Annotated in this window: 24 protein-coding genes; 14 read left to right on the top strand and 10 right to left on the bottom strand. The window is 48.6% G+C overall.

What is annotated here, in order from left to right:
* Positions 1–2: 2 nt before the first annotated feature.
* The 9 genes from GOL65_RS00710 to GOL65_RS00670 all read right to left on the bottom strand — a co-directional run bounded on the left by GOL65_RS00710 (position 3) and on the right by GOL65_RS00670 (position 8455).
* Positions 3–1094: a GGDEF domain-containing protein gene (locus GOL65_RS00710; protein WP_140920513.1), complete on the bottom strand. Its 1092-nt coding sequence runs from the start codon at positions 1092–1094 to the stop codon at positions 3–5.
* A gap of 459 nt (positions 1095–1553) precedes the next feature.
* Positions 1554–1859: a YciI family protein gene (locus GOL65_RS00705; RefSeq protein WP_140920512.1), complete on the bottom strand. Its 306-nt coding sequence runs from the start codon at positions 1857–1859 to the stop codon at positions 1554–1556.
* Between the two features lie 103 nt (positions 1860–1962).
* Entirely contained in the window at positions 1963–3498 is a 1536-nt protein-coding gene (locus tag GOL65_RS00700; RefSeq protein WP_140920511.1) for an aldehyde dehydrogenase family protein, read from the bottom strand.
* Positions 3499–3533: 35 nt separating this feature from the next.
* Entirely contained in the window at positions 3534–3935 is a 402-nt protein-coding gene (locus GOL65_RS00695; RefSeq protein ID WP_140920510.1) for a RidA family protein, read from the bottom strand.
* Positions 3936–3946: 11 nt separating this feature from the next.
* Positions 3947–4828 (bottom strand): fumarylacetoacetate hydrolase family protein, encoded by an 882-nt coding sequence (locus GOL65_RS00690; protein ID WP_140920509.1) that lies wholly within the window; start codon positions 4826–4828, stop codon positions 3947–3949.
* A 12-nt stretch (positions 4829–4840) separates the two neighbouring features.
* Positions 4841–5275 carry a cupin domain-containing protein gene (locus GOL65_RS00685; RefSeq protein ID WP_140920508.1) on the bottom strand — a complete coding sequence of 145 codons (435 nt, stop codon included), beginning with the start codon at positions 5273–5275 and terminating at the stop codon, positions 4841–4843.
* Between the two features lie 49 nt (positions 5276–5324).
* Positions 5325–6263, bottom strand: a complete 939-nt coding sequence (locus tag GOL65_RS00680) for a VOC family protein (protein WP_140920507.1) — start codon at positions 6261–6263, stop codon at positions 5325–5327.
* Between the two features lie 69 nt (positions 6264–6332).
* A complete protein-coding gene (locus GOL65_RS00675; RefSeq protein WP_140920506.1) occupies positions 6333–6845 on the bottom strand; it encodes a flavin reductase family protein in 513 nt (170 codons plus the stop codon).
* A 71-nt stretch (positions 6846–6916) separates the two neighbouring features.
* Positions 6917–8455 carry a 4-hydroxyphenylacetate 3-hydroxylase N-terminal domain-containing protein gene (locus GOL65_RS00670; RefSeq protein ID WP_140920505.1) on the bottom strand — a complete coding sequence of 513 codons (1539 nt, stop codon included), beginning with the start codon at positions 8453–8455 and terminating at the stop codon, positions 6917–6919.
* 306 nt (positions 8456–8761) lie between these two features.
* On the opposite strand from GOL65_RS00670, the gene GOL65_RS00665 reads away from it, so the two are divergent.
* The 9 genes from GOL65_RS00665 to GOL65_RS00625 all read left to right on the top strand — a co-directional run bounded on the left by GOL65_RS00665 (position 8762) and on the right by GOL65_RS00625 (position 19664).
* A complete protein-coding gene (locus GOL65_RS00665) occupies positions 8762–9925 on the top strand; it encodes a LysR family transcriptional regulator (RefSeq protein ID WP_140920504.1) in 1164 nt (387 codons plus the stop codon).
* A gap of 70 nt (positions 9926–9995) precedes the next feature.
* The gene (locus tag GOL65_RS00660) at positions 9996–11030 is read left to right on the top strand and encodes a LacI family DNA-binding transcriptional regulator (protein WP_140920503.1); all 1035 of its coding nucleotides are present in this window, start codon (positions 9996–9998) and stop codon (positions 11028–11030) included.
* A 110-nt stretch (positions 11031–11140) separates the two neighbouring features.
* Complete coding sequence (locus tag GOL65_RS00655; protein ID WP_140920502.1) at positions 11141–11893, top strand: sugar phosphate isomerase/epimerase family protein; 753 nt, start codon at positions 11141–11143, stop codon at positions 11891–11893.
* Positions 11894–11899: 6 nt separating this feature from the next.
* On the top strand, positions 11900–12862 hold the full coding sequence (locus tag GOL65_RS00650; RefSeq protein ID WP_140920501.1) for a sugar kinase: 963 nt from the start codon (positions 11900–11902) through the stop codon (positions 12860–12862).
* Between the two features lie 86 nt (positions 12863–12948).
* Entirely contained in the window at positions 12949–14205 is a 1257-nt protein-coding gene (locus GOL65_RS00645) for an MFS transporter (RefSeq protein WP_140920500.1), read from the top strand.
* A 73-nt stretch (positions 14206–14278) separates the two neighbouring features.
* Positions 14279–15253, top strand: coding sequence for a glyoxylate/hydroxypyruvate reductase GhrB (gene ghrB, locus GOL65_RS00640; protein WP_140920499.1), 975 nt, complete (start codon positions 14279–14281; stop codon positions 15251–15253).
* 285 nt (positions 15254–15538) lie between these two features.
* Positions 15539–18658 carry a multidrug efflux RND transporter permease AcrD gene (gene acrD, locus GOL65_RS00635; RefSeq protein ID WP_140920498.1) on the top strand — a complete coding sequence of 1040 codons (3120 nt, stop codon included), beginning with the start codon at positions 15539–15541 and terminating at the stop codon, positions 18656–18658.
* A gap of 27 nt (positions 18659–18685) precedes the next feature.
* The gene (locus GOL65_RS00630) at positions 18686–18826 is read left to right on the top strand and encodes a hypothetical protein (RefSeq protein ID WP_179038109.1); all 141 of its coding nucleotides are present in this window, start codon (positions 18686–18688) and stop codon (positions 18824–18826) included.
* A 325-nt stretch (positions 18827–19151) separates the two neighbouring features.
* On the top strand, positions 19152–19664 hold the full coding sequence (locus GOL65_RS00625; protein WP_218651997.1) for a GNAT family N-acetyltransferase: 513 nt from the start codon (positions 19152–19154) through the stop codon (positions 19662–19664).
* A 12-nt stretch (positions 19665–19676) separates the two neighbouring features.
* Here GOL65_RS00625 and ligB read toward each other — a convergent pair whose 3' ends face one another.
* Positions 19677–21416: an NAD-dependent DNA ligase LigB gene (gene ligB / locus GOL65_RS00620; protein ID WP_140920497.1), complete on the bottom strand. Its 1740-nt coding sequence runs from the start codon at positions 21414–21416 to the stop codon at positions 19677–19679.
* Between the two features lie 34 nt (positions 21417–21450).
* On the opposite strand from ligB, the gene GOL65_RS00615 reads away from it, so the two are divergent.
* From GOL65_RS00615 to trmH, 5 genes are read left to right on the top strand one after another with little or no spacing between them, the layout of a single operon-like run.
* A complete protein-coding gene (locus GOL65_RS00615) occupies positions 21451–21672 on the top strand; it encodes a hypothetical protein (protein WP_140920496.1) in 222 nt (73 codons plus the stop codon).
* A 29-nt stretch (positions 21673–21701) separates the two neighbouring features.
* Positions 21702–22325: a guanylate kinase gene (gmk, locus tag GOL65_RS00610; protein WP_140920495.1), complete on the top strand. Its 624-nt coding sequence runs from the start codon at positions 21702–21704 to the stop codon at positions 22323–22325.
* Positions 22326–22379: 54 nt separating this feature from the next.
* A complete protein-coding gene (gene rpoZ, locus GOL65_RS00605; RefSeq protein ID WP_130590016.1) occupies positions 22380–22655 on the top strand; it encodes a DNA-directed RNA polymerase subunit omega in 276 nt (91 codons plus the stop codon).
* Between the two features lie 15 nt (positions 22656–22670).
* Entirely contained in the window at positions 22671–24782 is a 2112-nt protein-coding gene (gene spoT, locus GOL65_RS00600) for a bifunctional GTP diphosphokinase/guanosine-3',5'-bis pyrophosphate 3'-pyrophosphohydrolase (RefSeq protein ID WP_140920494.1), read from the top strand.
* A 5-nt stretch (positions 24783–24787) separates the two neighbouring features.
* Positions 24788–25495 carry a tRNA (guanosine(18)-2'-O)-methyltransferase TrmH gene (gene trmH / locus GOL65_RS00595; RefSeq protein WP_140920493.1) on the top strand — a complete coding sequence of 236 codons (708 nt, stop codon included), beginning with the start codon at positions 24788–24790 and terminating at the stop codon, positions 25493–25495.
* Position 25496 lies beyond the last annotated feature (1 nt).

Below are 25496 nucleotides of genomic sequence, written 5' to 3'. Positions count from 1 at the left end.
CCTTATACTCCGTCAGATACCGCAACCTGATTCTTTCCAGCCTGTTTAGCGCGATACAGCTGCTGATCCGCTGTTTTATAGATTTGCTCTGCCGTTAATGAGTTACCCGGCAAAAACATCGCGACACCAATACTGATGGTCACCGGAACATGCTGACCATCAGAGCTAATAAATTGATAGTTATCTACCTGCTGGCAAATGTTCTTTGCCCGTCCCACCGCTTCCTGCACCGTGATATTAGGGAAAAGCAAACCAAACTCGTCGCCCCCCAGTCGGCCAATAATATCGCCGGACCGTATCTGCCCTTTCAGCATATGTACCAGTTCTATTAGTACCTTATCCCCCATATCATGCCCATATTGGTCATTGATGCTTTTGAATGAGTCAATATCCATCATCATCATGGCAAATGACGAACTTTGATAACGGGTAATTTTATGCACCCGCAACACCTCTTCAAAGAAATGGCGGCGATTGATAGAATCAGTCAGTACGTCAGTTTCCGCTATAGTTTCAATGGTCTGGAAGGTTTCACCACGAATCCGTTCGCCAATAAACCCCCAGAACAGCGCCAGCACCAGAGCCCCCATCATATTGATCATCGCTGCCGGGGTATAGGCGAACTCTGGCCAGCTTTTCAGGTGAAACAGCACGATAGCAACGATAGTTAAGCCATACCCCAGACCAAACAGCGTTCCATGACGACGGCCCAACAGCAAAAAAGCAAATCCGGGGGGAATAATCAGAAAAGCACTTATTTGCGCCCGACCCTGAAACAGCCAGAACAGCGAGATCACCAGAACAGAAGGCAATAAAACCGTAATCCATAGTGTCTGATTCAAATTGCCGCGAAACCATAAATCAACCAGCGACAACAAACATAACGCAATACAGATAGTGTTAAACAACGCGCCCAAAGGCAGGTCGCTGACAAAAAGGTGAATAGGAATAAAGATCAGTGCACCAGCGATGGTACAGGCATGGGTGCCGATAACGTGCCGGGTCCTTCTTTCATCATCAAGGCAACTGAATGAGGTTGGGTACTCAATTCGGGTAGAGAATTTTTTAGCAATTCTGATGATGAGTTCTATCATGGTCACGTTATCTGTAAGAGATGGATATATTCAGGTTTACGGGCAACGTCACTCATCCTTAAGACGCTTTATCATCGTAAGTGTAGCGTCAAAAGAACAAAAAAGCATTTCAATGCAACGAGCTAGCGCCAAACATCTCAATGCTGTTCATCTACAGATAACCAGAATTAACGAATGTAATTCGTTAATTGAGACTGCTGACAAAGTCAGATGATTTAATTTTATGTTTTAACATAGCCAATCGGAGGGAGAGATTGCCGTTGGGGTCGTAGCAGCTTTAGCTGCCGAAGCGCCCCTAGGGAATCTAGGCCCGGAGCACTCCTTAGTTAAGTACAGATGGTCTTCCGGCCGGGCACCAAGGTGATATGAGCAATATTATTTTTACGGCCGGAATATACGCCGTTACTGATTGATTAAGTTTATCAGCAATCTGAATTAACGAATGTAATTCGTTAATTACTACCAGACTTCCACCCCTTCCGGACGATTGGTATTCCACCGCCACGGCTGAACATACTGCTGCAAAAACAGATCCGCTTTAACGTAAGGGTCAGACTGTGCCACATTGACGGCTTCCTGATGGCTATCCGCCTGCAATATATACATTCCGCCAAATGGCTTTTCACCATTGGTAGATAACACCGGCCCTCCGGCCTGAACCTTATCTCCCAGCGCTTTCATAAATGCCAGATGGGCAGGGCGCACAGTACTGCGAATTGCCTCAGCCCCTTCCGGTCGATCGATATTGAATACCACAAATAACATAATTGCCTCTCTCTGATGTTAATTAGTTTGAGCGCAACAAATAGTCAGAAAACGACAGAGGTGGACATCCCTGTCCTGTCGCGCAATTACCCGGTTATTTAACTCACGATTTAAAACTGAATTTGCTATCCCAGGCGGTCTCTTTGCCCCAATTCACACATACACTCTGACGTCGCATATACTCACGCCAGGCATCAGAACCCGCGGTTCGCCCTCCGCCCGTCTCTTTTTCCCCGCCGAAAGCGGCACCAACATCAGCGCCGGTGGTGCCCATATTCACCCGCACAATGCCGCAATCGCTGCCCGCCGCGGAAAGGAACAGTTCAATATTAGAAAGGTTGGTACTGTGAATACCGGAAGCCAGCCCCTGAGCCACGGCGTTATGCATTTCAATGGCCTGCTCCAGATTTTCGTACTCCATCACGTACAGAATAGGTGCAAAGGTTTCACTTTGAACGCAGGGCCAGTCATTACTGGCATTAACAATAATGGTTGGTTCAACGAAGTAACCATTGCCCGGCATCCGATGTCCACCAGACACCACCTTACCGCCCAATTGAGTGGCTTGTGTTACCGCAGCTTCAAAATCCGCTACCGCCGTTTTATCTACCAGCGGCCCCACCAGGGTTTCAGCTTTTGCCGGATCGCCAACATTGATCTGTTTCCAGGCCTGTTTAAGCAGATCAATTAGACGGGCGGAGACAGATCTATGCACTATCACCCGCCGCGTGCTGGTACAACGCTGTCCGGTAGTACCAACAGAACCAAATGCCAGTGCCGACGCCGCCATCTCCAGATCGGCAGTTTCATCCACGATGCAGCCATTGTTACCAGAGCACTCCAGCATATAGCGACGCCCCAAGGTACTGCCCACAATGTTGGCAACCTTTTTACCAACCCCGGTCGAGCCGGTAAAAGAGATCATATTCACCCGAGTGTCGGTAATCAGCTTTTCTGCTACCTGATTATCATTTGGCAAAAACAGGGAAAAGACACCTGGTTGTCCCAGCTCCTCCATCGCCAGATTAGCCAGTCGCTGAATCGCCAGCGCCGTTAGCGGTACTTTTGGACTGGGCTTCCAGATAACGGTATTGCCGCCAATGGCTGACAGAAACCCATTTTGCGCCCAAACCGCTGCCGGAAAGTTATAGGCGGAGATAATGCCCACTACCCCCAAAGGCAACCACTGATCGTACATTCGGTGCTTCGCCCGCTGTGACTGCTGGGTATAACCATACAACATCCGTGACTGGCCTGCGGCCAGCGTAGCCATATCGATCACTTCTTTAATTTCACCACGGCTTTCTGCCAGTGACTTACCGGTATCCAGCGTGACTAATACCGCCAGCTGTTCTTTATTTTCTGCCACTAATGCGCCGATACGGGCAATCAGTTCACCGCGGCTCGGGGCTGGAACCATTCTCCAGCGTAGCGCCGCAGTGCGTGCACATTCAACGATATCTTCATAATCCTGACTGCTGGCCGGTGAGATTCGGGCAATAACTTCTTCCGTAGCTGGATTAATCGCCTCAAAGGCATTTTTCTCTTCGGTTGATGCCCAGCCCTGCGTGCTGCAATAAGCACCAGAGTTCAGATTGTTCAGGCCAAAATGGCTAAATACTTTTTCAACGGAAACCATATGATTTTCCTCTGGTTAAAAATAACTGCCGGGTTTTAGCCGGAGCAGCCAACAATCGCCGTAGCCTCTATTTCCAACAAAATGTCCGGCCTGGCTAACCCCTTCACTTCCACCAGCGTACAGGCTGGAAAATCTCCACTAAAAAACTCACGACGAGCCTGCCAAACCAGTTTGTTTTCACTGATGTGGGTAACAAAAATGGTCATCTTCACAATGTCATCCATCACCCCACCAGCCGATTCCACCAGATCGCGTATTTTGCTAAACACTACTTTTGCCTGTTGGTACTCATCTTTCCCAATCACTTCATCCAGATTCTTACCTCTGGCAGTCAGGCCGGAGATAAACAGCATCTGGTCAACCAACAGAGCATTCGACCACATTCCTTCTGCCGGTTCGGTCACCTGTGGGCTGTAAATTCGTTTTTTTATCGTCATTACCGTTTTCCTTATTTGAGCGCCGAATGGTCAACATACCGTGGGGCCTCAGCCACCACCGGATTACGCAAAATTCCTATTTTGTCGACTTCCACTTCCACCACATCGCCATCTTTCATAAACAGCGGAGGGACTCGTTTAGAGCCAATCCCACCCGGCGTACCGGTAATAATTACGTCCCCCGGCTCCAGGGTGGCAAAAGTTGAGATATAGGCGATCAGTTCGGCAAAGCCCCGAGTCAGTAAGTCAGTTGAGGTACGTTGCACCTCCTGACCGTTAAGGCGGGTAATCAGCGTCATCACACTTCCCGGTTCAATTTCATCACTGGTTACCATCCATGGACCAAAGGCCCCGGTTTTATCGAAATTTTTACCGGGGGCCCATTGAGTGGTATGGAACTGCCAATCCCGCACTGAACCATCGTTGTAGCAGGCGTAACCAGCAATATGTTCCATTGCCTGTTCAACGGGAATACGCCGTCCACCTTTGCCAATAATCAGGGCAATTTCTCCTTCATAATCAAGCTGGGTCGACTCCGGAGGCAGTAATAACGGCTGCATATGTCCCTGTTGTGACGAAGCCAGCCGCAAGAAAATAGTTGGATGATTAGTTTCATCCCGTCGGGTCTCCACCCGATGAGCCTCATAATTCAGGCCCACGCAGAAAATCTTGCCCGGATTGACGATAACCGGAAGGAAAGTCACTCCATTGCAGTCCAGATCGGCCCAGTGCTGCTTTACAATCTCCCGTGCTTCATTTAATGCATCCGCTTTAATCAGCTCATGCAGGTCGTAGTACTTGCCACCCAGACGCGATCCCAAGTCAACAATGCGATCCCCTATCACTGCGCCATAGCTGGTATAACCGTCGAGCAAATAGCTTGCCAGTTTCATTGTGCCTCCCGCCTATTCTGGTTCAGCAACCACTTTGCCAATGGTCTCTTCGGTGTGATATTCCGGCTTTTCGTAATAGTGTGGACCGTCGTAAATCTCCAGCAGCAAACTGCGTTTTACCGCTTTAGTTGGGCCATGGTAGGAGCCGAGCGGATTCATATAGAAGTCACCCGGTTTTAGCGTCAGATTGCTGCCGGTATAGGCGTATTCTCCTTCCAGACAGTACATAAACTGATTAGAAGCATGACGATGCTTCTCCGGTACGCCGGAACCTTCGGGGAAATCCAGCAATGCGACGCTGGCACCGGTTTCCGGATTAACCCACAGCACGTACTGACGTAACCCGGTCTTCTCAAACAACATCCATTTATCCGGATCCAGATCCGCTTTAGATACCAGCACTTCCCCCACAGGGGTTTGAATATGTATTTTTGAATTATCCATCATGGACTCTCCCATAGGCTGCAAAGATAAGTTCGGTTCAGAAAGCTAACCGTTATTCAAAAAATGATGGCGGAACCTTCATTCCCCACTGAGTGGTTCCTTCTGCGCTACCGCAGAAGCGAGTTGGCTGATGGTGATGATTAACCACATCGCCATCGGTATAGTGCTCAACCCGGTTGCCAAAAGGGTCCATCCAGTAATCGTAAATTTGACTGCCCAGCAGATGCCGACCTACACCACACTCCAACTGATAACCCTGACTCACCAGATAGTCATGGGCCGCATGTATTGAGTCGATATCCTGCATTTCAAACCCACAGTGGTGCACCCCAATCTCTTTCGCTTCGTTAATCAGCAGGGAGTGGTGATCCACCAGTACATCACCGTGGTCAAAGCGCATGAAAGCCCCAACCGGACGCTCATCCGGCGTACAGATATAGTCAGAAACGATCATGCCCAGCGTCTGCTCAAACCAACGGGTTGACTGTTCACAGCTGCTGACGCGCAGCACGCAGTGGCCCAGTGATAGCACTGGCACAATTTCAGGACGGGCACGGATAGAGGCATTTACCCTGGGTTTATCAAAAGCGGAATTAAACAGATGAGGGTCGCGAAACGGCAGAAGTACAGCTGGCTCAGCACCGTAAATGGCACAGATTTCAATACCGTCCGGCGTTTGCAGACGAACCTGCAACCCACCTCCCGGCATCGGGTTATGCTCCACGCCGGATGCTCCCGGATGATCCGTTAACTGGTGCAGATCATCTTCAGAGGCAACCGTCACGCCTAATCCAAGAAAACGATTTTCATCGCCCTTGCGCGTAGCATGGATAACCGGAGCTTTGCTGCTGCCCCGCAGATAAAGAATATCATCACGCTGATTAGCTACCGTCACCGGAAACAGGCCAAAATCGGTCATAAACTTCTGCATTAATGACAAGTCGGTCGCCTGATACATGATCCAGGCCAATGCCTGCGCTTTTACTGTCATGATTCGTTTCCTCTTTACATCTGTGCCGTGTACCGGTTGGTGGTTACCCGGCCATCATGATTTGGATATTCAAGGTTTAGTAATATCGACGTAACAGCCCTGATGAAACGCCAGCGCTTTTTTCTCCACAAATGACCGTAGATGGCTCACCTCACCAATAAACAGCGTATGGTCGCCGCAGTCACTGCGGGAAACGATCCGGGTTGATATCCAGGCCAGAGCACCGGATATCACCGGCTGACCATCCAGTCGTTCGAAGTGGACATTGCACTGTGCATCAGGCTGACCGGCAAAATGCCGACTGAAACTCTCCTGATCCGCCGCCAGCATACTGATGCTGTAATCACCGCTCTGCTCTAACAGAGCATGCATGCGAGCACGTTTATCAACGGAAACCACTACCAGCGGAGGTGACATAGAACCCGACATAAAAGCATTGGCCGTCATACCGTGAATTTCTCCATCAACTTCAGTGGCAATTACCACCACTCCTGTAGCGAACTGCCCCAGAGTGTGTCGGAAGGTTTTTGCATCAAACGGAGCCGCTGTTGCACTGCTATCAATAACTGTATTTTCGCTCATGGAATGATCTCCAGGGTTCTCGCTGACCGCCCTCCATCAGTGACGGAAGGCAAGTACATAAGCTGAAACTTTTAGCTCAAAATGCTGACATCATCCGGATTGATTAAATCCGGCGCAGTCCAGCCGTCCAGGTCATACTCATCCATACATGACTGAGCAAACTGCCGGTATTGATCCATCATGCCGCTACCCTGAGCCGTCCAGAGATTGGTCAGGCGGGTCACATCGTTACTGCCGATATAATTGATTTCATACAGTTCATGACGGGAGCCAAACTCGGTACCGATGGAATCCCACATCAGTTTCAGCACTTTGACTCGCTCTTCTGCACTGATACCTCCCGAGCCGCGCACGTACTTATCCAGATAGCCGCGAATTTCCGGATTCTTAAAATCGGAGGTATGGCTGTTGAGATAAACCAGCGCACTGCCCAGCACCTGCTCGATGATATTTTTGATTTTGGGCATCGCCAGTTGATTAAGAACCCGGTAAGCACCGGCGAAGTGAGGATTAGGTCGCACCATACCGTTCCACTCTACGGTGCTGTGGCACATGGCATCAGACAGGGCCCAGAAGGTGTTTCGCCACGCCACCACTTCACCCAACTGCGCCTGTACGCCGTGAAATACTTTGGTCCCGGTGATATCCAGACTTTTTGACAGCAGGCCAAGCATGAAATCCATCTTGACGGCGAAACGAGTACAGCCATGCAATGACGCACGCTCCAGAAAATCGGAACCTACATTAAACTTATTGGCCTGCTCCACAGAGCCGTGCATAAACACGTCTTCCCACGGGATAAACACGTTATCCAGCACCAGAATGGCGTCATTCTCATCCATACGGGATGACAGTGGATAATCAAAGGGAGAGCCCAGTACCGCGGCCCGATACTCATTAGAAATGCGACATAGCAGCTTAGTCCCCGGCGCATTGACCGGTACCATAAACACTGCGGCATAGTTAGGATCGGCAATCGGTACCTGAGCAATATGTCCAACAAAGGCGTAGTGAGTTAATACCGAGTTAGTAGCGACTACCTTAGCGCCACTAACATAGATGCCCGCGTCAGTCTCTTTAGTAACATGAACATAAACATCGCTGCCGTCAGCCGTTGGGCGCTCCCGGTCAACCGGCGGATGCATCACTGCGTGGTTAATAAACCAGTTACGCTCCTGTGCTTTGTGATACCAGCGTAGGGCGTTTTGCTCAAATCCCTTATAAAACTGTGAATTGGCCCCTAAGGTTCCGAGAAAAGCCCCTTTGTAGTCTGGAGAACGCCCCATCCAGCCCCAGCTAATACGTTGCCATTCTACAATGGCATCACGGGCGGCAACCTGATCTGCTGCACTATGGGCCGCCTGAAAGAAACGTTGTGTAAAACCGCCCCTTTCCGTTGGGACGGTCAGAATCTCTTTGCGTGCCGGGTCGTGCAACGCATCATACATTCTGGCCACCATGCGGGCTGAATTACGAAACGCCGGGTGATCGGCAATATTGCCCTTAACTTTCTCGCCGTAAATCCACACCTCGCGCCCATCGTTCAGGCTTTCCAGATATTCAGCGCCGGTAAACGGGATTGCTGGCTGACTATCAGGCTGATTGCTCATAACTTGACTCCTTCTTATTCGGGTCTGTAACAGAATTATTATTAAAATTCATCGTGGTACTGACTTGCCGCACTATAAAAACAGGTCTTGTAAATGGGGGAGTTCAATATTGCTTCGGATCTGATTCTGGGAAGAAAGTGAGGGAGCGTCCAATGAATGTTATGGAAATGTTTATAACTATGTAGTAATAATGTGATCTAAATAATGGGAGGGTATAAAACTAAAATTAGCCGTTTAAAAATACCCAATCTATTGTTTTATATTATTTATATTTTCTTAACATGACACATCTGACAACGAAAATCATTGAGCAACCAGATACAGCAAAATAGTTATATTGCACCGATTAAATCTGCTCAGAATATCTATACGGAAATAAAACGCTTCACTAAGGATGGTTATTCATTGATGCCGGAAGGTAATTTCTGGCTGCCGTTGGGGAATGATATGACAACCTCTTCACTGGACTGGAGCATTCGTTTTCACCTTAAGCTTCGGCACTTACAGCTGCTGGTCGCATTAGATGATTTTCGCAACGTGGGTAAAGTGGCGACTTATCTGCATGTATCACAACCGGCAATTTCCAAATCCCTGAGTGAACTGGAAAAAAATATGGGGCTGAAGCTCTTTCAGCGCACGGCCCATGGCATGACGCCCACCATCTACGGCACCAGCCTGGTTAATTATGCTAAAAAAGTGCTCACTGAACTGGGAAAGGTTCGTGATGAAATACACTCCCTGTCATCTGGTGTTCGGGGCAAAGTCACCGTTGGAGCGCTACCCGCGGCCGCGTTGGCAACGCTACCCCAGTGTATTGCCCGCCTGAAAGATAACTCGCCTGAAATTGCTATCGAAATCATTGAAGGCACCATGGATCACCTGAAGCCCCGGCTACGGGAAGGAGAAATCGAAATTATCATTGGCTTAATTTCTTCTCAGCTAAAAGCCAATGATATGGAAACCATACTGTTGTATGAAGATCCGATGGTACTGGCAACCGGCAGTCACCATCCGCTGGCAGAAAGAAAACGCATTAAATGGCACGAACTGCAGGATATTCCCTGGATATTACCACCCCACAGCTCCATCGTCAGAGAACCGATAGAGCAGGAATTTCGCCGGCAAAACATGACGCTGCCCATCGATTATATCGAATCAATCTCAACCATGACCAATATTGGTATTCTGCAACATGGTAATAGCGTGGCTTTCTTACCTTTTGAAGTGGCCGGTTACTATGCCAGTTTAGGTATTATCAGTATTTTGCCATTAACCATACCTAACCTTCTCAGACCGATCGGTATTATGCATTTAAAAGGCCAGAGTCTGTCCACCAGCGCTCTGATGCTGATTAACACGTTAAAAACTATCTATATTGAGGAGAAAAATGCCGCGCTTACTCATCAATATCAGGGGATAACATCGGGTATCAATCAAACCTTAGCTCGGGACAACATTCCCGATTATTGATTCTCATCTCCCTGCTATCTGATGATTATGCTAATCTTTCGGCATTGATACCAACAAGGGTTAGCGGACTGTGAGCAGCAAATCAGAAGGGAAATCATCCGGACGTGCGACAATCAGCGATGTCGCCAAAACAGCCAAAACGGGTAAAACCAGCATATCCCGCTATCTGAATGGTGAACAACACCTGCTTTCTGACCACCTCAGACAACGAATTGAAGATGCCATTCGCCAGCTAAATTATCGCCCCAGCCAAATGGCCCGCAGCCTGAAAGGTGGACAAAGTCAGCTAATTGGCCTGATCATTGCCGATATCACCAACCCTTATTCAGTTAATGTACTGCGAGGTATTGAAGCTGCCTGCCGTGCTAATAACTATACGTTGTTGATGTGTAATACCAATAATGAAGTTGACCAGGAAGAACACTATCTGCAATTACTGAACAGCTATCAGGTAGATGGCATCGTAGTTAACGCCGTTGGTATGCGGGAAGAAGCACTAAACAAGATGCAGCAGTCGCTGCTGCCGATGGTGTTAATCGACCGTAAAATTCCCGATTTTGCCTGCGATGCCGTTGGGCTTGATAACATACAGGCGAGCACTCAGGTAACAGAGCACCTGCTACAACAGGGTTTTGAGGCCATTTTGTTTGTCAGTGAACCTTTCGGTCTGGTGAATACCCGTCTGGAACGTTTGCAGGGCTTTAAGCAGACGATGGAACAGCATCAGGGTGCCGTTGCCGAACATGCTGAGGTCACGCTGGAAGATACCTGCGGTCTGGAAACTATTCTGCGGGAATTTAACCATAAATATCGCGGTATGCGTAAAGCGGTGATCTCGGTCAACGGTGCATTAACGCTACAAATTGCCAGAGCGCTGCGCCACATTGGCCTCCAGTGGGGTAGCGATATTGGTCTGTTAGGTTTTGATGAGCTGGAGTGGGCTGAACTGGCTGGCGTGGGCATCACCACGCTAAAACAACCCACCTATCAAATTGGCTATGCTGCGCTGGAACAAGTGCTTAAACGTATTCAGGGAGATGACCAGCCAGTTCAAGAGCAGCAATTCCACGGTGAGCTGATTATTCGAGGCTCAACTACCCACTGATTAAAAAATATACGTGACTGAGATCATAAATTTGACCTCTGGTTCTTTTTTATGGAACCGATTCCATTTAGTCTGCCAACATGATGAATCATTCATCACAAGGAGACAAAATGAACAGACAAGTGATGGTGGTTACCGCCGCTTATGGCAGGGATAAAGTCGCAGAACTCGGCGGCCAGCGTGCCTTACTGCCGGTAATTGCCCAATCAGGAGCTGACGGCGTTGAAATCCGCCGGGAGCTTTTTACTACATCCGAATTACAACAGCTTACTGAATTAGCCAGTGCAATTAACTCTCATAATTTAGTCGCTTTCTACTCTGTGCCTGAAGGCCTGTTCGATAGTCAGGGCCAGATTAACACTAATCTTACTCAGCGTTTCAGCGAAGCTGAGCAGCTTAACGCCCGATTAATTAAATTTTCTCTTGGACATTATCAATCAGGCAGCGATCTTTCTGCCCTGCGTATCTTTCTCTCATCCCAACAAGTTCAACTGGTGGTAGAGAATGACCAGACCGCAGACTGTGGAATTCTCCCCCCGATAGTGGCCTTCTTTCGCGATGTTACCGCTCAGCAGTTACCCATTAAGATGACGTTTGATATGGCCAACTGGCACTGGGTTAATCAGTCGCCACAACAGGCCGTAGAACAGCTGGCTCATTATGTGGGCTACATTCACGTTAAAGCCGCCACATACACTAACAATAGCTGGCAGGCTGTGGCACTGGACCAGTCCGATGGCTCGTGGTCTGGTCTGATGCAACAGCTTCCTGCTAATGCCCCAAGAGGCATTGAATTCCCACTGGAAGGTGACGATTTGCTGGCTGTCACCCGCCACTATGTCGATATCGTCAGAAAGGATTAGGTGCTTATGTCGAATATTACTACTTCTCCCGCCACGCCCCTGGATGTCGTCACTCTGGGTGAAGCTATGGCTATGTTTGTCGCCACCCAAACCGGTGATTTAGTGGATGTGGAAACCTTCACCAAACGCATTGCTGGTGCGGAACTTAATGTTTCTATTGGTCTGGCGCGCCTTGGTCTGAAAGTAGGTTGGGTTAGCCGGGTTGGCAATGATGCATTTGGTCGTTTTACTCTGCAACAGTTAAACAAAGAAGGCGTAGACCATCGTCAGGTCACCACCGACGCCCGTTACCCAACCGGCTTTCAGCTCAAATCTAAAGCCGAAAATGGAACCGATCCCATTGTGGATTATTTCCGTAAAGGTTCAGCAGCCAGTCATTTATCCGTTGAAGACTTCAATCGTGATTATTTTTCCAGTGCCCGCCATCTGCATCTGAGCGGTGTGGCGGCAGCGATTTCCACCAGTTCGCTGGAACTGAGCCGTTATGCGGCACAAGAGATGCGGGCAATGGGGAAAACTATCTCTTTCGATCCCAATCTGCGTCCGACCTTATGGTCCAGCCAGCAGGAGATGACCACCCAGTTAAACCAGCTGGCCTTTATGGCCGATCTGGTACTGCCCGGCCTGAAAGAGGGACAAGTGCTTACCGGCAGAACATCGCCAGAAGCCATCGCAGACTTCTATTTAGAACAAGGTGTAAAAGCCGTAGTGATTAAAACCGGTGCTGACGGCGCCTGGTTTAAAGCGGCGAATGGAGACAAAGCCGCTATCCCGGCAATTAAAGTAGAAAAAGTGATTGATACCGTCGGTGCTGGTGACGGCTTTGCCGTTGGTGTTATCAGTGCCCTGCTGGAAGGAAAAACCCTGACACAGGCGGTTGCTCGCGGTAACAAAATTGGTTCATTAGCTATACAAGCCATTGGCGACAGCGAAGGGTTACCGACCCGAGCCGCGCTGGGCGAAGAATAACAATAATGTTGTATCCCTCCACCAAATCCTAAATACAGGAAGAGGGATACAGTTAGCTTAATTATGAATTTGCAAAGGATGTGTCTATGAGCACGAAGAAACTCTCCAGCAAACGCTGGTGGTACATCATGCCGATTGTGTTTATTACTTACAGTCTGGCATATCTCGACAGAGCAAACTTTAGCTTCGCCTCTGCCGCAGGAATCAACGAAGACCTCGGTATCACCAAAGGGATGTCCTCTCTGTTGGGTGCCCTGTTCTTTCTTGGCTACTTCTTTTTCCAGATCCCCGGTGCTATCTACGCCGAACGTCGCAGCGTTAAACGCCTGATTTTCTGGTGTCTGATTCTGTGGGGCGGCTGCGCTACCTTAACTGGCCTGGTGAGTAATATCCCGATGCTGGTTGGTATTCGCTTTATGCTGGGGGTAGTGGAAGCAGCCGTAATGCCCGCCATGCTTATCTATATCAGTAACTGGTTTACTAAGTCGGAACGATCCCGGGCCAATACCTTTCTGATATTAGGTAACCCGGTGACGGTACTCTGGATGTCCATTGTTTCCGGTTATCTGATTCATGCTTATGGCTGGCGTGAAATGTTTATCATCGAAGGGATCCCTGCCGTTATCTGGGCATTCTGCTGGTGGGTTCTGGTTCATGATAAACCTTCGCAGGCTAAATGGCTGAGCGAGGATGAAAAAGAAGCATTACAGGCCCAACTGGCAAAAGAGCAGGAAGGTATCAAGGCAGTACGAAACTATGGTGAAGCCTTCCGTTCACGTAACGTAATCATTCTGTGTGGTCAGTATTTTGCCTGGAGTATCGGGGTATACGGCTTCGTATTATGGCTACCGTCCATTCTGCGCAGTGGCTCCCAAATGGGCATGGTGGAAGCCGGCTGGCTATCCGCGGTTCCTTATCTGGCGGCAACCATTGCGATGATTTTAGTTTCATGGGCATCGGACAAGATGCAAAACCGTAAGCTGTTTGTCTGGCCTCTGTTGCTTATCGGCGCGCTGGCATTTTTAGGCTCTTACTTGGTAGGTAGCGATAACTTCTGGCTCTCTTATACCTTACTGGTGATTGCCGGTGCCGCTATGTATGCCCCTTATGGACCATTCTTTGCCATTATTCCGGAAATGCTGCCGCGCAACGTTGCCGGTGGAGCCATGGCGCTGATCAACAGTATGGGTGCTTTAGGTTCCTTCTTTGGCGCATGGTTTGTTGGTTACCTGAATGGCAGTACCGGTTCGCCAGCGGCCTCTTATATCTTTATGGGAGGTGCATTACTGGTGTCCGTCTTCCTGACATTGATTGTTAAACCGGCTCAAAATCAAACGGCCTGATGGTTATCTCATACGCCCGCAGGAACCTTACACGCGGGCGTTTCCCTGATAGTTTCAGCTTATGGAAAACATTATGACGCCCTCTATCGTACTGTATAAAATTTTACCCGACGATTTGCTGGCTCGTCTGGAGCAGCACTTTACTGTTTTACAATTCAATCGACTGACCAATGAGAACCGTCAGGACTTTCTGCAAGCTCTGGGACAAGCACAAGGGTTAATTGGCTCCGGTGGTCAAATTAACAAAAGCGTGCTGGATTGTGCTCCTGAGCTAAAAGCGGTCTCAACCATCTCGGTGGGATACGATAATTTTGATGTTCAGACCATGACCGAACGGGGAATCATTATGATGCATACCCCAACAGTACTGACTGAGACCGTTGCCGATACAGTCATGGCGTTAATACTTTCCACTGCTCGTCGGGTGCCAGAAGTTGCCGAATGGGCCAGGTCTGGTCAATGGAAAGGTAGCGTTGGCAGCGACCTGTTTGGGCTGGATGTACATCATAAAACCATTGGTATTCTGGGAATGGGCCGCATTGGTCTGGCATTAGCCCAGCGCGCCCATGGCGGATTTAATATGCCTGTGTTGTATAACGATCGCCAGCCAAGTCCGGAAGCCAATAGCCGTTTTAATGCACGTTTCTGCGATTTAGATACGCTACTGGCAGAGTCTGACTTTGTCTGCGTTAGCCTGCCCCTTACCGAGCAAACTCACCACTTAATTAGCGATGAGCAACTGGCCAAAATGAAACCCAGCGCTATTTTGATCAACACCGGTCGCGGTCCGGTGGTCGATGAAGCCGCTCTGATTAATGCGCTAAAACAAAAACGTATTTATGGTGCAGGATTAGACGTATTTGAAAAAGAGCCACTTTCTGCTGATTCTGAACTGTTTCGCTTGCCTAATGTTGTTGCCCTGCCCCATATCGGATCGGCGACCCATGAGACCCGCTACAATATGGCCGCCTGCGCGGTAGATAATCTGATTACTGCGCTAACCGGCAAAGTCACGGTTAACTGTGTTAATCCTCAGGTTATTAAATAGCCCTGTTTTTGTTATTCTATCTGCCAGAGATGATGGTCATTTTCTGGCAGATATTTTTTCCACCGGTTGATTCGTTATCCTGTCTTCATCTCACTTTTTCTTAATTATATTTAGTAAATTCCACGCATCATAAGCCCGTTACCCAACACTTCTTTACAGTATCTTCATCTTTTCTCCACCTTTCCCTCTCATTAACAGGTTAAAATGCATTAATATTGCCGTTCTTTTCTCCACGGCTCATCAAACTAATAAAAACAGAGAGTAGACGTATGAGAGGCGCTGTTTATGGCTAACTTTTTTATCGATCGCCCAATTTTTGCCTGGGTTATTGCGATTATTCTCAGCCTGTCAGGACTGCTTGCTCTCAATTCTCTACCGGTAGAGCAGTACCCTAATCTGGCACCTCCTACAGTAAGAATCTCTGCCAGCTATCCCGGTGCTTCTGCTCAAACGCTGGAAAACTCGGTCACGCAAATTATCGAACAGAGCATGACCGGGCTGGACAATTTGCTGTATATGTCATCCCAAAGCAGCAGTACCGGTAGCGCCTCTGTAACCCTGACCTTTATGGCCGGGACCGACCCTAATGAAGCCATGCAGCAGGTGCAGAACAAGTTAGAAAGTGCTACCCGAAAACTCCCCCAGGACGTACAACAACAGGGGGTGACCGTATCAAAATCAGGCGACAGTAGCCTGATGACCGTTGCGTTCGTTTCTACCGATCACAGCATGGATCGGCAGGATATCTCCGACTATGTTGCCAGTAATCTGCAAGACCCACTGAGCCGGATTAACGGCGTCGGCAGCGTAGATGCTTATGGCTCGCAGTACGCTATGCGTATCTGGCTTGATCCCAACAAACTGGTTAACTACAGCCTGACCACCAAAAACGTGGTTGACGCTATTTCGTCCCAGAACCAACAAATCGCCGTAGGTCAGGTTGGTGGTACGCCATCGGTGCCCGGACAGACATTGAATGCCACCATGAATGCTCAGGCACAGTTAGAAACGCCGGAACAATTCCGTGCCATTACGTTAAGGGTTAATCAGGATGGCTCCGTTGTCACTCTGGCTGACGTTGCTACCGTAGAGTTGGGAGCAGAAAGATACGATTACCTAAGCCGTTATAACGGTATGCCTGCTTTTGGTATGGGGATAAAACTGGCTTCCGGTGCCAACGAATTAGAAACCGATAAGCTGGTAAAACAGAAAATAGAGGAACTCTCCCCTTATTTCCCTCACGGGCTAAAAGCCGAATATGCTTATGAAACCACCCCCTTTGTTCAGGCATCAATAAAAGACGTAGTAAAAACGCTGCTGGAAGCTATTTTCCTGGTGTTTCTGGTGATGTATCTGTTTTTGCAAAACTTCCGTGCCACACTGATTCCGACTATTGCCGTGCCGGTGGTGTTGCTGGGTACTTTTGCCATCCTGTATGCTTTTGGCTTTAGCGTAAATACCCTAACCATGTTTGCCATGGTGCTGGCCATTGGATTATTGGTAGACGATGCCATTGTAGTAGTGGAAAACGTAGAGCGGGTAATGGCGATTGAAGGACTATCACCCAGAGAAGCGACCCGAAAATCAATGGGTCAGATTCAGAGCGCGTTAGTTGGTATCGCACTGGTTTTGTCCGCTGTTTTTGTCCCGATGGCCTTTATGGGCGGTACCACCGGGGCGATTTATCGGCAGTTCTCTATCACTATCGTTTCCGCTATGGTGTTGTCGGTACTGGTAGCACTGATTCTGACACCGGCGCTTTGCGCCACCATGCTAAAACCAATTCCTCAGGGCCACCTCCACGCTAAACGCGGTTTCTTCGGCTGGTTTAACCGCTCCTTTGAGCGTAGCGCCAGTAAATATGAGCGCGGAGTTACCAAAGTTATTCGCCGCAGCAGCCGTACTATTCTGATTTATATCCTGCTTATTGTTGGCATGGCCTGGCTGTTTATGAAACTCCCCACCTCCTTCCTGCCGTTGGAAGATCGTGGCGTATTTATGACCCAAATTCAGCTACCGGTGGGTTCTACCCAGCAACAAACGCTGAAAGTAGTAGAAAAAGTTGAAAAATATTTGATGGAAGACGAGAAGAAAAACGTTCGTTCGGTGTTTTCCATCGTTGGTGCAGGCCCGGGAGGTAACGGGCAAAACGTGGCACGAATGTTTGTTCGCCTGCAGGACTGGAAAGAACGTACTGCGTCAGAAGACAGCTCTTTTGCCATTATTGAGCGTGCAACTAAAGCATTTAGCCAAATTACCGAAGCGCGTGTTTTCGCCAGTAGCCCCCCGGCCATCTCCGGATTGGGTAGCTCATCCGGCTTTGATATGGAGCTGGAAGACCATGCCGGTCTGGGCCATGATGCTCTGATGAAGGCTCGTGACACTCTGCTGCAATTAGCGGCGAAAGAACCCAGTCTGACTCGGGTTCGCCATAATGGTCTGGATGACAGTCCGCAGCTACAGGTTAATATCGATCAGCGAAAAGCTCAGGCTCTGGGGGTTAAAATTGATGATATCAACAGCACCCTGAGAACCGCCTGGGGTTCTACCTACGTTAACGATTTTATCGACCGTGGTCGGGTGAAAAAAGTCTACGTTCAGAGTGATGCTCCCTACCGTATGCAACCGGGAGATATCAACCATTGGTATGTGAATAATAGTAATGGTGCCATGGTTCCTTTCTCAGCGTTTGCATCTTCTACCTGGACATATGGATCACCGCGATTAGAACGCTATAACGGTAGTTCCGCAGTAGAAATTGTTGGTGAAGCATCGCCGGGTATCAGTACTGGTACAGCAATGGACACCATGGAAAAACTGGTAGCTCAACTACCTGAAGGTTTTGGCCTGGAGTGGACCGGCATGTCCTATCAGGAACGCTTATCCGGCTCTCAGGCTCCGGCACTGTATGCCATTTCTCTGTTAGTGGTATTCCTTTGTCTAGCCGCTTTATATGAAAGCTGGTCAATTCCGTTCTCTGTTATGCTGGTGGTCCCACTCGGGGTGCTCGGTGCTATTTGTGCCACCTGGTTGCGAGGACTGGAGAACGATGTTTACTTCCAGGTGGGGATTCTCACCATCATTGGGCTATCGGCGAAAAATGCCATCCTGATAGTAGAATTTGCCAACGATCTGAATCGTAATGGTAAAGATCTCATCTCAGCAACCCTTGAAGCCTGTCGCTATCGGTTACGCCCTATTCTTATGACGTCGCTGGCCTTTATGTTCGGTGTTCTGCCAATGGCTATCAGCAACGGTGCCGGTTCCGGCAGCCAGCACGCCGTTGGTACTGGTGTACTGGGCGGTATGGTAACCGCCACATTCCTGGCAATATTCTTTGTGCCGGTGTTCTTTGTTCTGGTACGGAAAAGATTTCCGGGAAAGAAAGCTATTGCTGAAGAGTAATGGGGTTTTGGGGTGATGGTATAGAGGGTGATGATTTGGAAGGTACTTCATAAAACCAGACAAATCAGCACTTGTGAATATTCCGACCGTAACAGTAATGTGCTTAAACCAACGCCGAGTACGGTCGGTAAACCATCCGTACTTAACTATAGCGTGCGTCGGGCCTAGCCGGGTTAGGGGCACTTCGTTGGCTTACGCCAAGTCGACCCCAACACCCGTCTCTCCCGACGATTGGCTATTTTAGGATACGAAACTGAATTATCAGGTTTTGATTCAGATTGATAAAAAAGCGAATATATTGGCATCTACAGTAACTTCAACCTCAAAAGCAAGGTGCTAAAACCTACCCTGATACCGTCGGGAAAAAACCATATTTAGCTGCAAAATATTCTTTATGACGATCTAAAGAGAAACTCCCTGTCCAAACTACCGCCATAATCAGGTATACTGGCTTCTGTGTTTATTCATCAGATTAATTTATAAAGGCTTTTTCGTGTTTTACCATATTCGCAGCATGAATCCGTCTGATTTGGACGCGATTCTTGATATTCAGGCATCGGTTTATCCCTCTGATATTCTGGAAAGCCCTGAGTTCTTTGAAAACCGTCTGGAATTGTCCGCAGAGACCTGCTGGGTTGCTGCTACACCAGATCGTTTATTAGGTTATCTGATCTCTTATCCATGGATTCGTACTTTCCCCCCAGCTCTCGATGGCATGCTGAATAACCTGCCTGTGGAAGCAGACAGTTGGTTTGTACACGATTGCGCTATCTCTCCTGTTGCTCAAGGATTAGGTGTTGGTAAGACGCTGTTTACCTCCGCAAAAGAGAATGCACAAGAGCAAGGCTTTCAGCACACCAGTCTGGTGTCACTGGCTCAGGCAAACAGCTACTGGCGCAGTCAGGGCTATCTGCCCGTTGACCAGACTCCGCAACTTAACGAAAAGCTTGCCGCTTATGGTGAGAATGCCTGCTATATGTATCAGGAAGTGAGTAATCCTGATTAGCCATATCTCAGGTTAAAAACCCTGAACACCTGCTGCTTTAAGCTGTTCAACCAAAGCTAACAGCGGCGGGTAGTGAACAAATGCGACTGCCTGTTTGGCACCTTTTTCGCCTAATCCACCGTGCTGCTGCCAGTCAGCTTCTGTCCAGCTAAGCAAGTTATCCCAGTCAGCTTCTGTCCAGCTAAGCAAGTTATCCCAGCCAGCTTTTCGCATGATTTCCGGAGAAATAAGCGTCATCCCCAATCCGGTTAGCCATTGAGCAGCATCACGCTGGCGGGCAACAGTAATTTGCTGTAGCACTCGTTGAGAACTGACCTTACCAAAACCGGATATGGATAACAGGTCAGCTTCAGATAACCAGAGCCAGGATGCTAAATCAGTTACCTTTTCAGCAACCAGTAACCGCTGCCATGTTTTCTGGCTGATGCCTTTCAGATCCAAACCTTTCTTGCCGCTAAGCCATACCAGTCGGGCTATAAACTGTTGCTCACACTCTGCCTCGGTATTCCAACAGCTTAAAGAATGATGCTGTGCTTGATCCGGAATTTCCGGCAGAGTTCTCTCTGCGGTACGCCAGACCACCTCTGTCATTTTTGGAATCCCCTGTCCCGCCAGGGTTACCGCTACCCTATCGCCGGGAACAATATCCCATGCTTTCCAGCGCGCTATCGACCCTAAAGAGATGCGGCGTACTGTTTTATCATCAATTTTGACTGGTTTTAACTGTGCTACCGCTGAAATTCGACCAGTACGTCCAATGTTGAAATTGATGGCCTGCACCTCGGCAATGACCTTTTCTGTCGGATACTTCCATGCAGCCGCCCAAAGTGGCGGTTGTGCACTCCAATAACTACCCGATGGGCGAAGACCCTGACGAATAACTACACCATCACGGGCAAACGGCAATGGATTATCAAACCAATACTGATACCAGCTTTCCACTTCATCGACATTTGCCACCTGATGGGTATCGTCCGATCCATACTCAAACCCCATTAGTTTTAACTGTTGCAGACGAAATACCATGTCTTCCGGACCATCAGGCCAATCCCAGGCCCAGAAAGCAATATTCGCCGCTGCCTGTGGTGACAACTCTTTTGCCATCATGGCTCCGGCAACTTTGGCTCTGGCATTTTGCCCACCATCGCGATGTTGAATATGATCTGCCAGATACCAGAACAGTTCCCCCTGCACCACTACTCGTGGTAAGTCAGTACTAATTTGTCGGGGAATACCGTTAATCTTCAGGGCATGGGCAGTCCAGTCTTCGCCTTTAATACCATCCCCTCTACTGATGGCGGAAACCAGATGGCCGTTTTGATACACCAGCGTAATCGCCACACCATCAATCTTTGGCTGTATCCAAAGGTTCGAGCGAGGTTTCATCCAGTCCGCAACGGCTTGCCTGTTAGCCAGTTTTATCAACCCGGTTTGTACAATCGGGTGAAGCATCGGCAAATTTCGTTCCTCTTCGCCAAATACACTTGGTTCTGCAATGACATTAGGGAAACAGCTGGCCCACAGCCGCCGCTGAGCCAGCAAATGGTCATAAATATCGTCATCAATCAATGAAATGCCCTGAAAGTAATACGCCTCATTCCATCGTTGTAATTCGGCATCTAATGCCCTGATCTCTCGTATTGTCTGAGCTTTATTCCATTTTGGGCATTCGGTTAAAGGTTGCCCCCAGGCTACACCTCCACTCAAATAGAGCAGCAGCCAGCCAACTAACAGTTTGATAAGAAAAAGCATTCCGTTCTCCCTCTATGTAAGAGGGCCTATTTCAATGGGAAACGAAAATCAAAAACAGCGCCAAACGTACACTCTGGAAGCCGCTACGAAAAAAGAATTTATTCTTTCTGCAACGGATTATTATTTTGTGAGAAGGCTCGAAATACCTTTAATTAGCCCAGCAATAAATAAAATTGATACGTTATGGTGTGACAAGGATGTAAGCCAGACGGCAGCGGTGTATACTATGCAGGGATTTTGCACACTTCTTTTCTGATAATTCAACGACAGTAAACAGACATCATAATGGTTAAAGGTACTCTTTATATTATTTCGGCACCCAGCGGTGCGGGAAAATCCAGCCTTATTCAGGCACTGTTAAAAACGCAACCGACTTACGATATGCAAGTGTCTATCTCTCATACCACCAGAGAGAAACGCCCTGGTGAAGCAGAAGGTGAGCACTACTATTATGTCTCTGTCGAAGAATTTCAGCGTTTAATCGCAGAAGATGCTTTTTTAGAGTACGCCGAAGTTTTTGGTAACTATTACGGCACATCCCGGCCAATGATTGAACGGGTTCTCTCTCAGGGAATTGACGTTTTTCTCGATATTGACTGGCAGGGAGCCCGTCAGATTCGGGAAAAAATGCCGCAAAGCCGCAGCATTTTTATTTTACCCCCATCGAAAGATGAATTAGTTCGTCGCCTTCAGGGGCGTGGACAAGATAGTGATGAAATTATTGCTAAACGTATGAATAAAGCAGTACAGGAAATTTCTCACTATGATGAATATGATTATCTGATCATTAATGATGACTTTGATTTGGCATTACACGACCTGAAAGCAATCATTCGTACTGAACGTTTGCGTTTAGACCGCCAAAAAATGCGAAATGAAGCATTAATCAGCAAATTATTGGCAGACTGAAGCAGGTTTCAGTATTATGCCCAGTCTTTTCTTTATCTGTGGAGCTACACACTTATGGCACGCGTAACCGTACAAGACGCTGTTGAAAAAATTGGTAACCGCTTTGACCTGGTTCTGGTCGCAGCACGTCGGGCTCGTCAAATCCAGACTCAGGGTAAAGATCCTCTGGTTCCTGAAGAGAACGACAAATATACCGTTATCGCACTGCGTGAAATTGAAGAAGGTCTGATCAACTCTCAGATTCTGGATTCTCACGCTCGTCAAGAACAGCAAGAGCAGGATGCCGCAGAAATGCACGCTGTCACCGCGATTGCTGAAGGTCGTCGTTAATCAAGGCTGCCTATTTTGTACCTGTTTGAAAGCCTTAATATACTGGCTAAACAATACTTGCCGGATGAGCAAATTGAGTGCCTCAAACAGGCGTACGTTGTTGCTCGCGATGCCCATGAAGGGCAATCACGTTCCAGTGGTGAACCTTACATCACTCATCCCGTTGCTGTGGCCTGCATTCTGGCAGGCATGCGGCTGGATTACGAAACGCTGATAGCCGCGCTGCTACACGATGTTATTGAAGACACATCCGTTACCTATCAGGATGTGGAACAACGCTTTGGAAAAAGCGTTGCCGAACTGGTGGATGGCGTATCCAAACTGGATAAGCTTAAGTTTCGCGACAAGAAAGAAGCTCAGGCAGAAAACTTTCGCAAAATGATCATGGCGATGGTGCAAGACATCCGCGTCATTTTGATCAAGCTGGCCGACCGTACGCACAATATGCGTACTCTCGGTTCGTTACGTCCCGACAAACGTCGACGTATTGCCCGCGAAACGCTTGAGATATACAGCCCTCTGGCCCACCGTCTCGGTATCCATCATTTAAAAATCGAGCTGGAAGAGCTTGGTTTTGAAGCGCTCTATCCTAACCGCTATCGCGTACTCAAAGAAGTGGTGAAAGCCGCCCGCGGTAACCGTAAAGAGATGATTCAGAAGATCCTGTCGGAAATCGATGGTCGTCTGAAAGAGGCTGGTATTCCCTGTCGCGTTAGCGGTCGGGAAAAACATCTCTATTCCATCTATCGGAAAATGCACCATAAAGAGCAGCGTTTTCACTCGATTATGGATATCTATGCGTTCCGGATTATCGTCAATGAAGTCGATACCTGCTATCGGGCACTGGGTCAGGCGCACAGCCTGTATAAACCTCGTCCCGGCAGAGTAAAAGACTATATTGCCATTCCAAAAGCTAACGGCTATCAGTCGCTGCACACCTCTCTGATTGGGCCACACGGAGTACCCGTTGAAGTACAAATTCGTACTGAAGACATGGACCAAATGGCAGAAATGGGGGTCGCGGCTCACTGGGCTTATAAAGAGCAGGGTGAGTCCGGAACCGCAGCACAAATCCGCGCTCAGCGCTGGATGCAAAGCCTGCTTGAGCTACAGCAAAGCGCCGGAAGCTCGTTTGAATTTATTGAAAGTGTGAAATCCGACCTGTTCCCGGATGAAATCTACGTGTTTACGCCAAAAGGCCGCATTGTAGAACTTCAGGCTGGGGCAACGCCGGTCGATTTTGCCTATGCGGTACACACCGATATCGGCCATGCCTGCGTTGGGGCGCGAGTTGATCGCCAGCCTTATCCGCTCTCGCAAGAGCTGCATAACGGTCAAACCGTTGAGATTATTACTGCGCCGGGCGCCCGTCCAAACGCTGCCTGGCTGAACTTTGTGGTCAGTTCCAAAGCTCGTACTAAAATTCGTCAGATGCTGAAAAACCTGAAGCGCGATGATTCTATCGGACTGGGCCGTCGTCTGTTGAACCATGCGCTGGGTCAGGGACGTAAAGTCACCGATATCGATCCAAAGAACCTGAGCCGGGAACTGAAACGCCTGAAACTGGCAACCCTTGATGATTTGCTGGCGGAAGTGGGCTTGGGCAACGTCATGAGCGTGATGATTGCTAAAAACCTGCTTAATGACGGCTCCAATAACGATGATGAACCAGCGGTTAATGGCCGTAAACTGGCGATTCGCGGCGCGGACGGTATTCTGTTGACCTTCGCCAAGTGTTGTCGCCCGATTCCTGGTGACCCAATAATTGCCCACGTCAGTCCGGGGAAAGGTCTGGTTATTCACCACGAATCCTGCCGCAATATTCGCGGTTACCAGAAAGAACCAGAAAAATTCATGGCCGTTGAGTGGGCAGAAGATACTGAGCAAGAATTTATTGCTGAGATCAAAGTCGAGATGTTTAACCATCAGGGCGTACTGGCCAATCTGACCGCTGAAATTAACTCGGCAAAATCCAATATTCAAAGCCTGAATACGGAAGAAAAAGATGGCCGGGTTTATATCGCCTACATTCGCTTAACCACGCACAACCGCGTTCATCTGGCTAATATTATGCGCAAAATTCGCATTATGCCGGATGTGATTAAAGTCACCCGCAACCGAAATTAATTGCTATGTCGCCCGAACGTTACGCCCGGATCCGCCATATGCTTGCTACCAGACAGATTGATTTAACCGTCTGTCTGGAGCAGGTACATAAACCTCATAATGTTTCCGCCATCATCCGCACTGCGGATGCCGTTGGTGTGCATGAAGTTCACGCCGTCTGGCCTCATGAGAGAATGAGAACTCAGGTCGCCAGCGCCGCCGGCAGCAACAGCTGGGTGCAGGTCAAAACCCATCGCGATATTCATTCTGCCGTTAGCCATCTGAAGCAACAAGGCATGCAAATTCTGGCCACTAATCTGTCAGAGAAGGCGGTAGACTTTCGCGAGATCGACTATACCCTGCCAACCTGTATTCTGTTGGGGCAGGAAAAAACCGGCATTACTGCTGAAGCGCTGGCACTGGCCGATAGCGATATTATTATTCCAATGATCGGCATGGTTCAGTCGCTAAACGTTTCTGTGGCCTCCGCCCTGATATTATATGAAGCACAACGTCAGCGTCAGGCTGCCGGTATGTATCAGCGGGAAGGTAGCCCTCTAAGCTATCAGGAACAACAGCGTTTTCTGTTTGAAGGCGGTTATCCGGTGCTGGCTAACGTTGCCAAACGCAAAAACCTGCCACGCCCTCATATTGATGACAACGGTGAAATCGTTGCCGATGAAGCCTGGTGGACTGCGATGCAAGCGCTGAAACCTAAAGCTCAAGAGGCCTGAT

This window comes from Limnobaculum xujianqingii, from assembly GCF_013394855.1.
GTDB classification, from domain to species: domain Bacteria; phylum Pseudomonadota; class Gammaproteobacteria; order Enterobacterales; family Enterobacteriaceae; genus Limnobaculum; species Limnobaculum xujianqingii.
This window is presented reverse-complemented; position numbering and strand designations above follow the sequence as displayed.

Coding starts and splice junctions, on each gene's coding strand:
- GOL65_RS00675 (WP_140920506.1), bottom strand. CDS start 6,845: ATGAGCGAAAATACAGTTATTGATAGCAGTGCAACAGCGGCTCCGTTT.
- GOL65_RS00680 (WP_140920507.1), bottom strand. CDS start 6,263: ATGACAGTAAAAGCGCAGGCATTGGCCTGGATCATGTATCAGGCGACC.
- GOL65_RS00670 (WP_140920505.1), bottom strand. CDS start 8,455: ATGAGCAATCAGCCTGATAGTCAGCCAGCAATCCCGTTTACCGGCGCT.
- GOL65_RS00710 (WP_140920513.1), bottom strand. CDS start 1,094: ATGATAGAACTCATCATCAGAATTGCTAAAAAATTCTCTACCCGAATT.
- ligB (WP_140920497.1), bottom strand. CDS start 21,416: ATGCTTTTTCTTATCAAACTGTTAGTTGGCTGGCTGCTGCTCTATTTG.
- acrD (WP_140920498.1), top strand. CDS start 15,539: ATGGCTAACTTTTTTATCGATCGCCCAATTTTTGCCTGGGTTATTGCG.
- GOL65_RS00685 (WP_140920508.1), bottom strand. CDS start 5,275: ATGATGGATAATTCAAAAATACATATTCAAACCCCTGTGGGGGAAGTG.
- GOL65_RS00690 (WP_140920509.1), bottom strand. CDS start 4,828: ATGAAACTGGCAAGCTATTTGCTCGACGGTTATACCAGCTATGGCGCA.
- GOL65_RS00700 (WP_140920511.1), bottom strand. CDS start 3,498: ATGGTTTCCGTTGAAAAAGTATTTAGCCATTTTGGCCTGAACAATCTG.
- rpoZ (WP_130590016.1), top strand. CDS start 22,380: ATGGCACGCGTAACCGTACAAGACGCTGTTGAAAAAATTGGTAACCGC.
- GOL65_RS00705 (WP_140920512.1), bottom strand. CDS start 1,859: ATGTTATTTGTGGTATTCAATATCGATCGACCGGAAGGGGCTGAGGCA.
- GOL65_RS00650 (WP_140920501.1), top strand. CDS start 11,900: ATGTCGAATATTACTACTTCTCCCGCCACGCCCCTGGATGTCGTCACT.
- GOL65_RS00655 (WP_140920502.1), top strand. CDS start 11,141: ATGAACAGACAAGTGATGGTGGTTACCGCCGCTTATGGCAGGGATAAA.
- GOL65_RS00695 (WP_140920510.1), bottom strand. CDS start 3,935: ATGACGATAAAAAAACGAATTTACAGCCCACAGGTGACCGAACCGGCA.
- gmk (WP_140920495.1), top strand. CDS start 21,702: ATGGTTAAAGGTACTCTTTATATTATTTCGGCACCCAGCGGTGCGGGA.
- GOL65_RS00615 (WP_140920496.1), top strand. CDS start 21,451: ATGGGAAACGAAAATCAAAAACAGCGCCAAACGTACACTCTGGAAGCC.
- trmH (WP_140920493.1), top strand. CDS start 24,788: ATGTCGCCCGAACGTTACGCCCGGATCCGCCATATGCTTGCTACCAGA.
- GOL65_RS00645 (WP_140920500.1), top strand. CDS start 12,949: ATGAGCACGAAGAAACTCTCCAGCAAACGCTGGTGGTACATCATGCCG.
- ghrB (WP_140920499.1), top strand. CDS start 14,279: ATGACGCCCTCTATCGTACTGTATAAAATTTTACCCGACGATTTGCTG.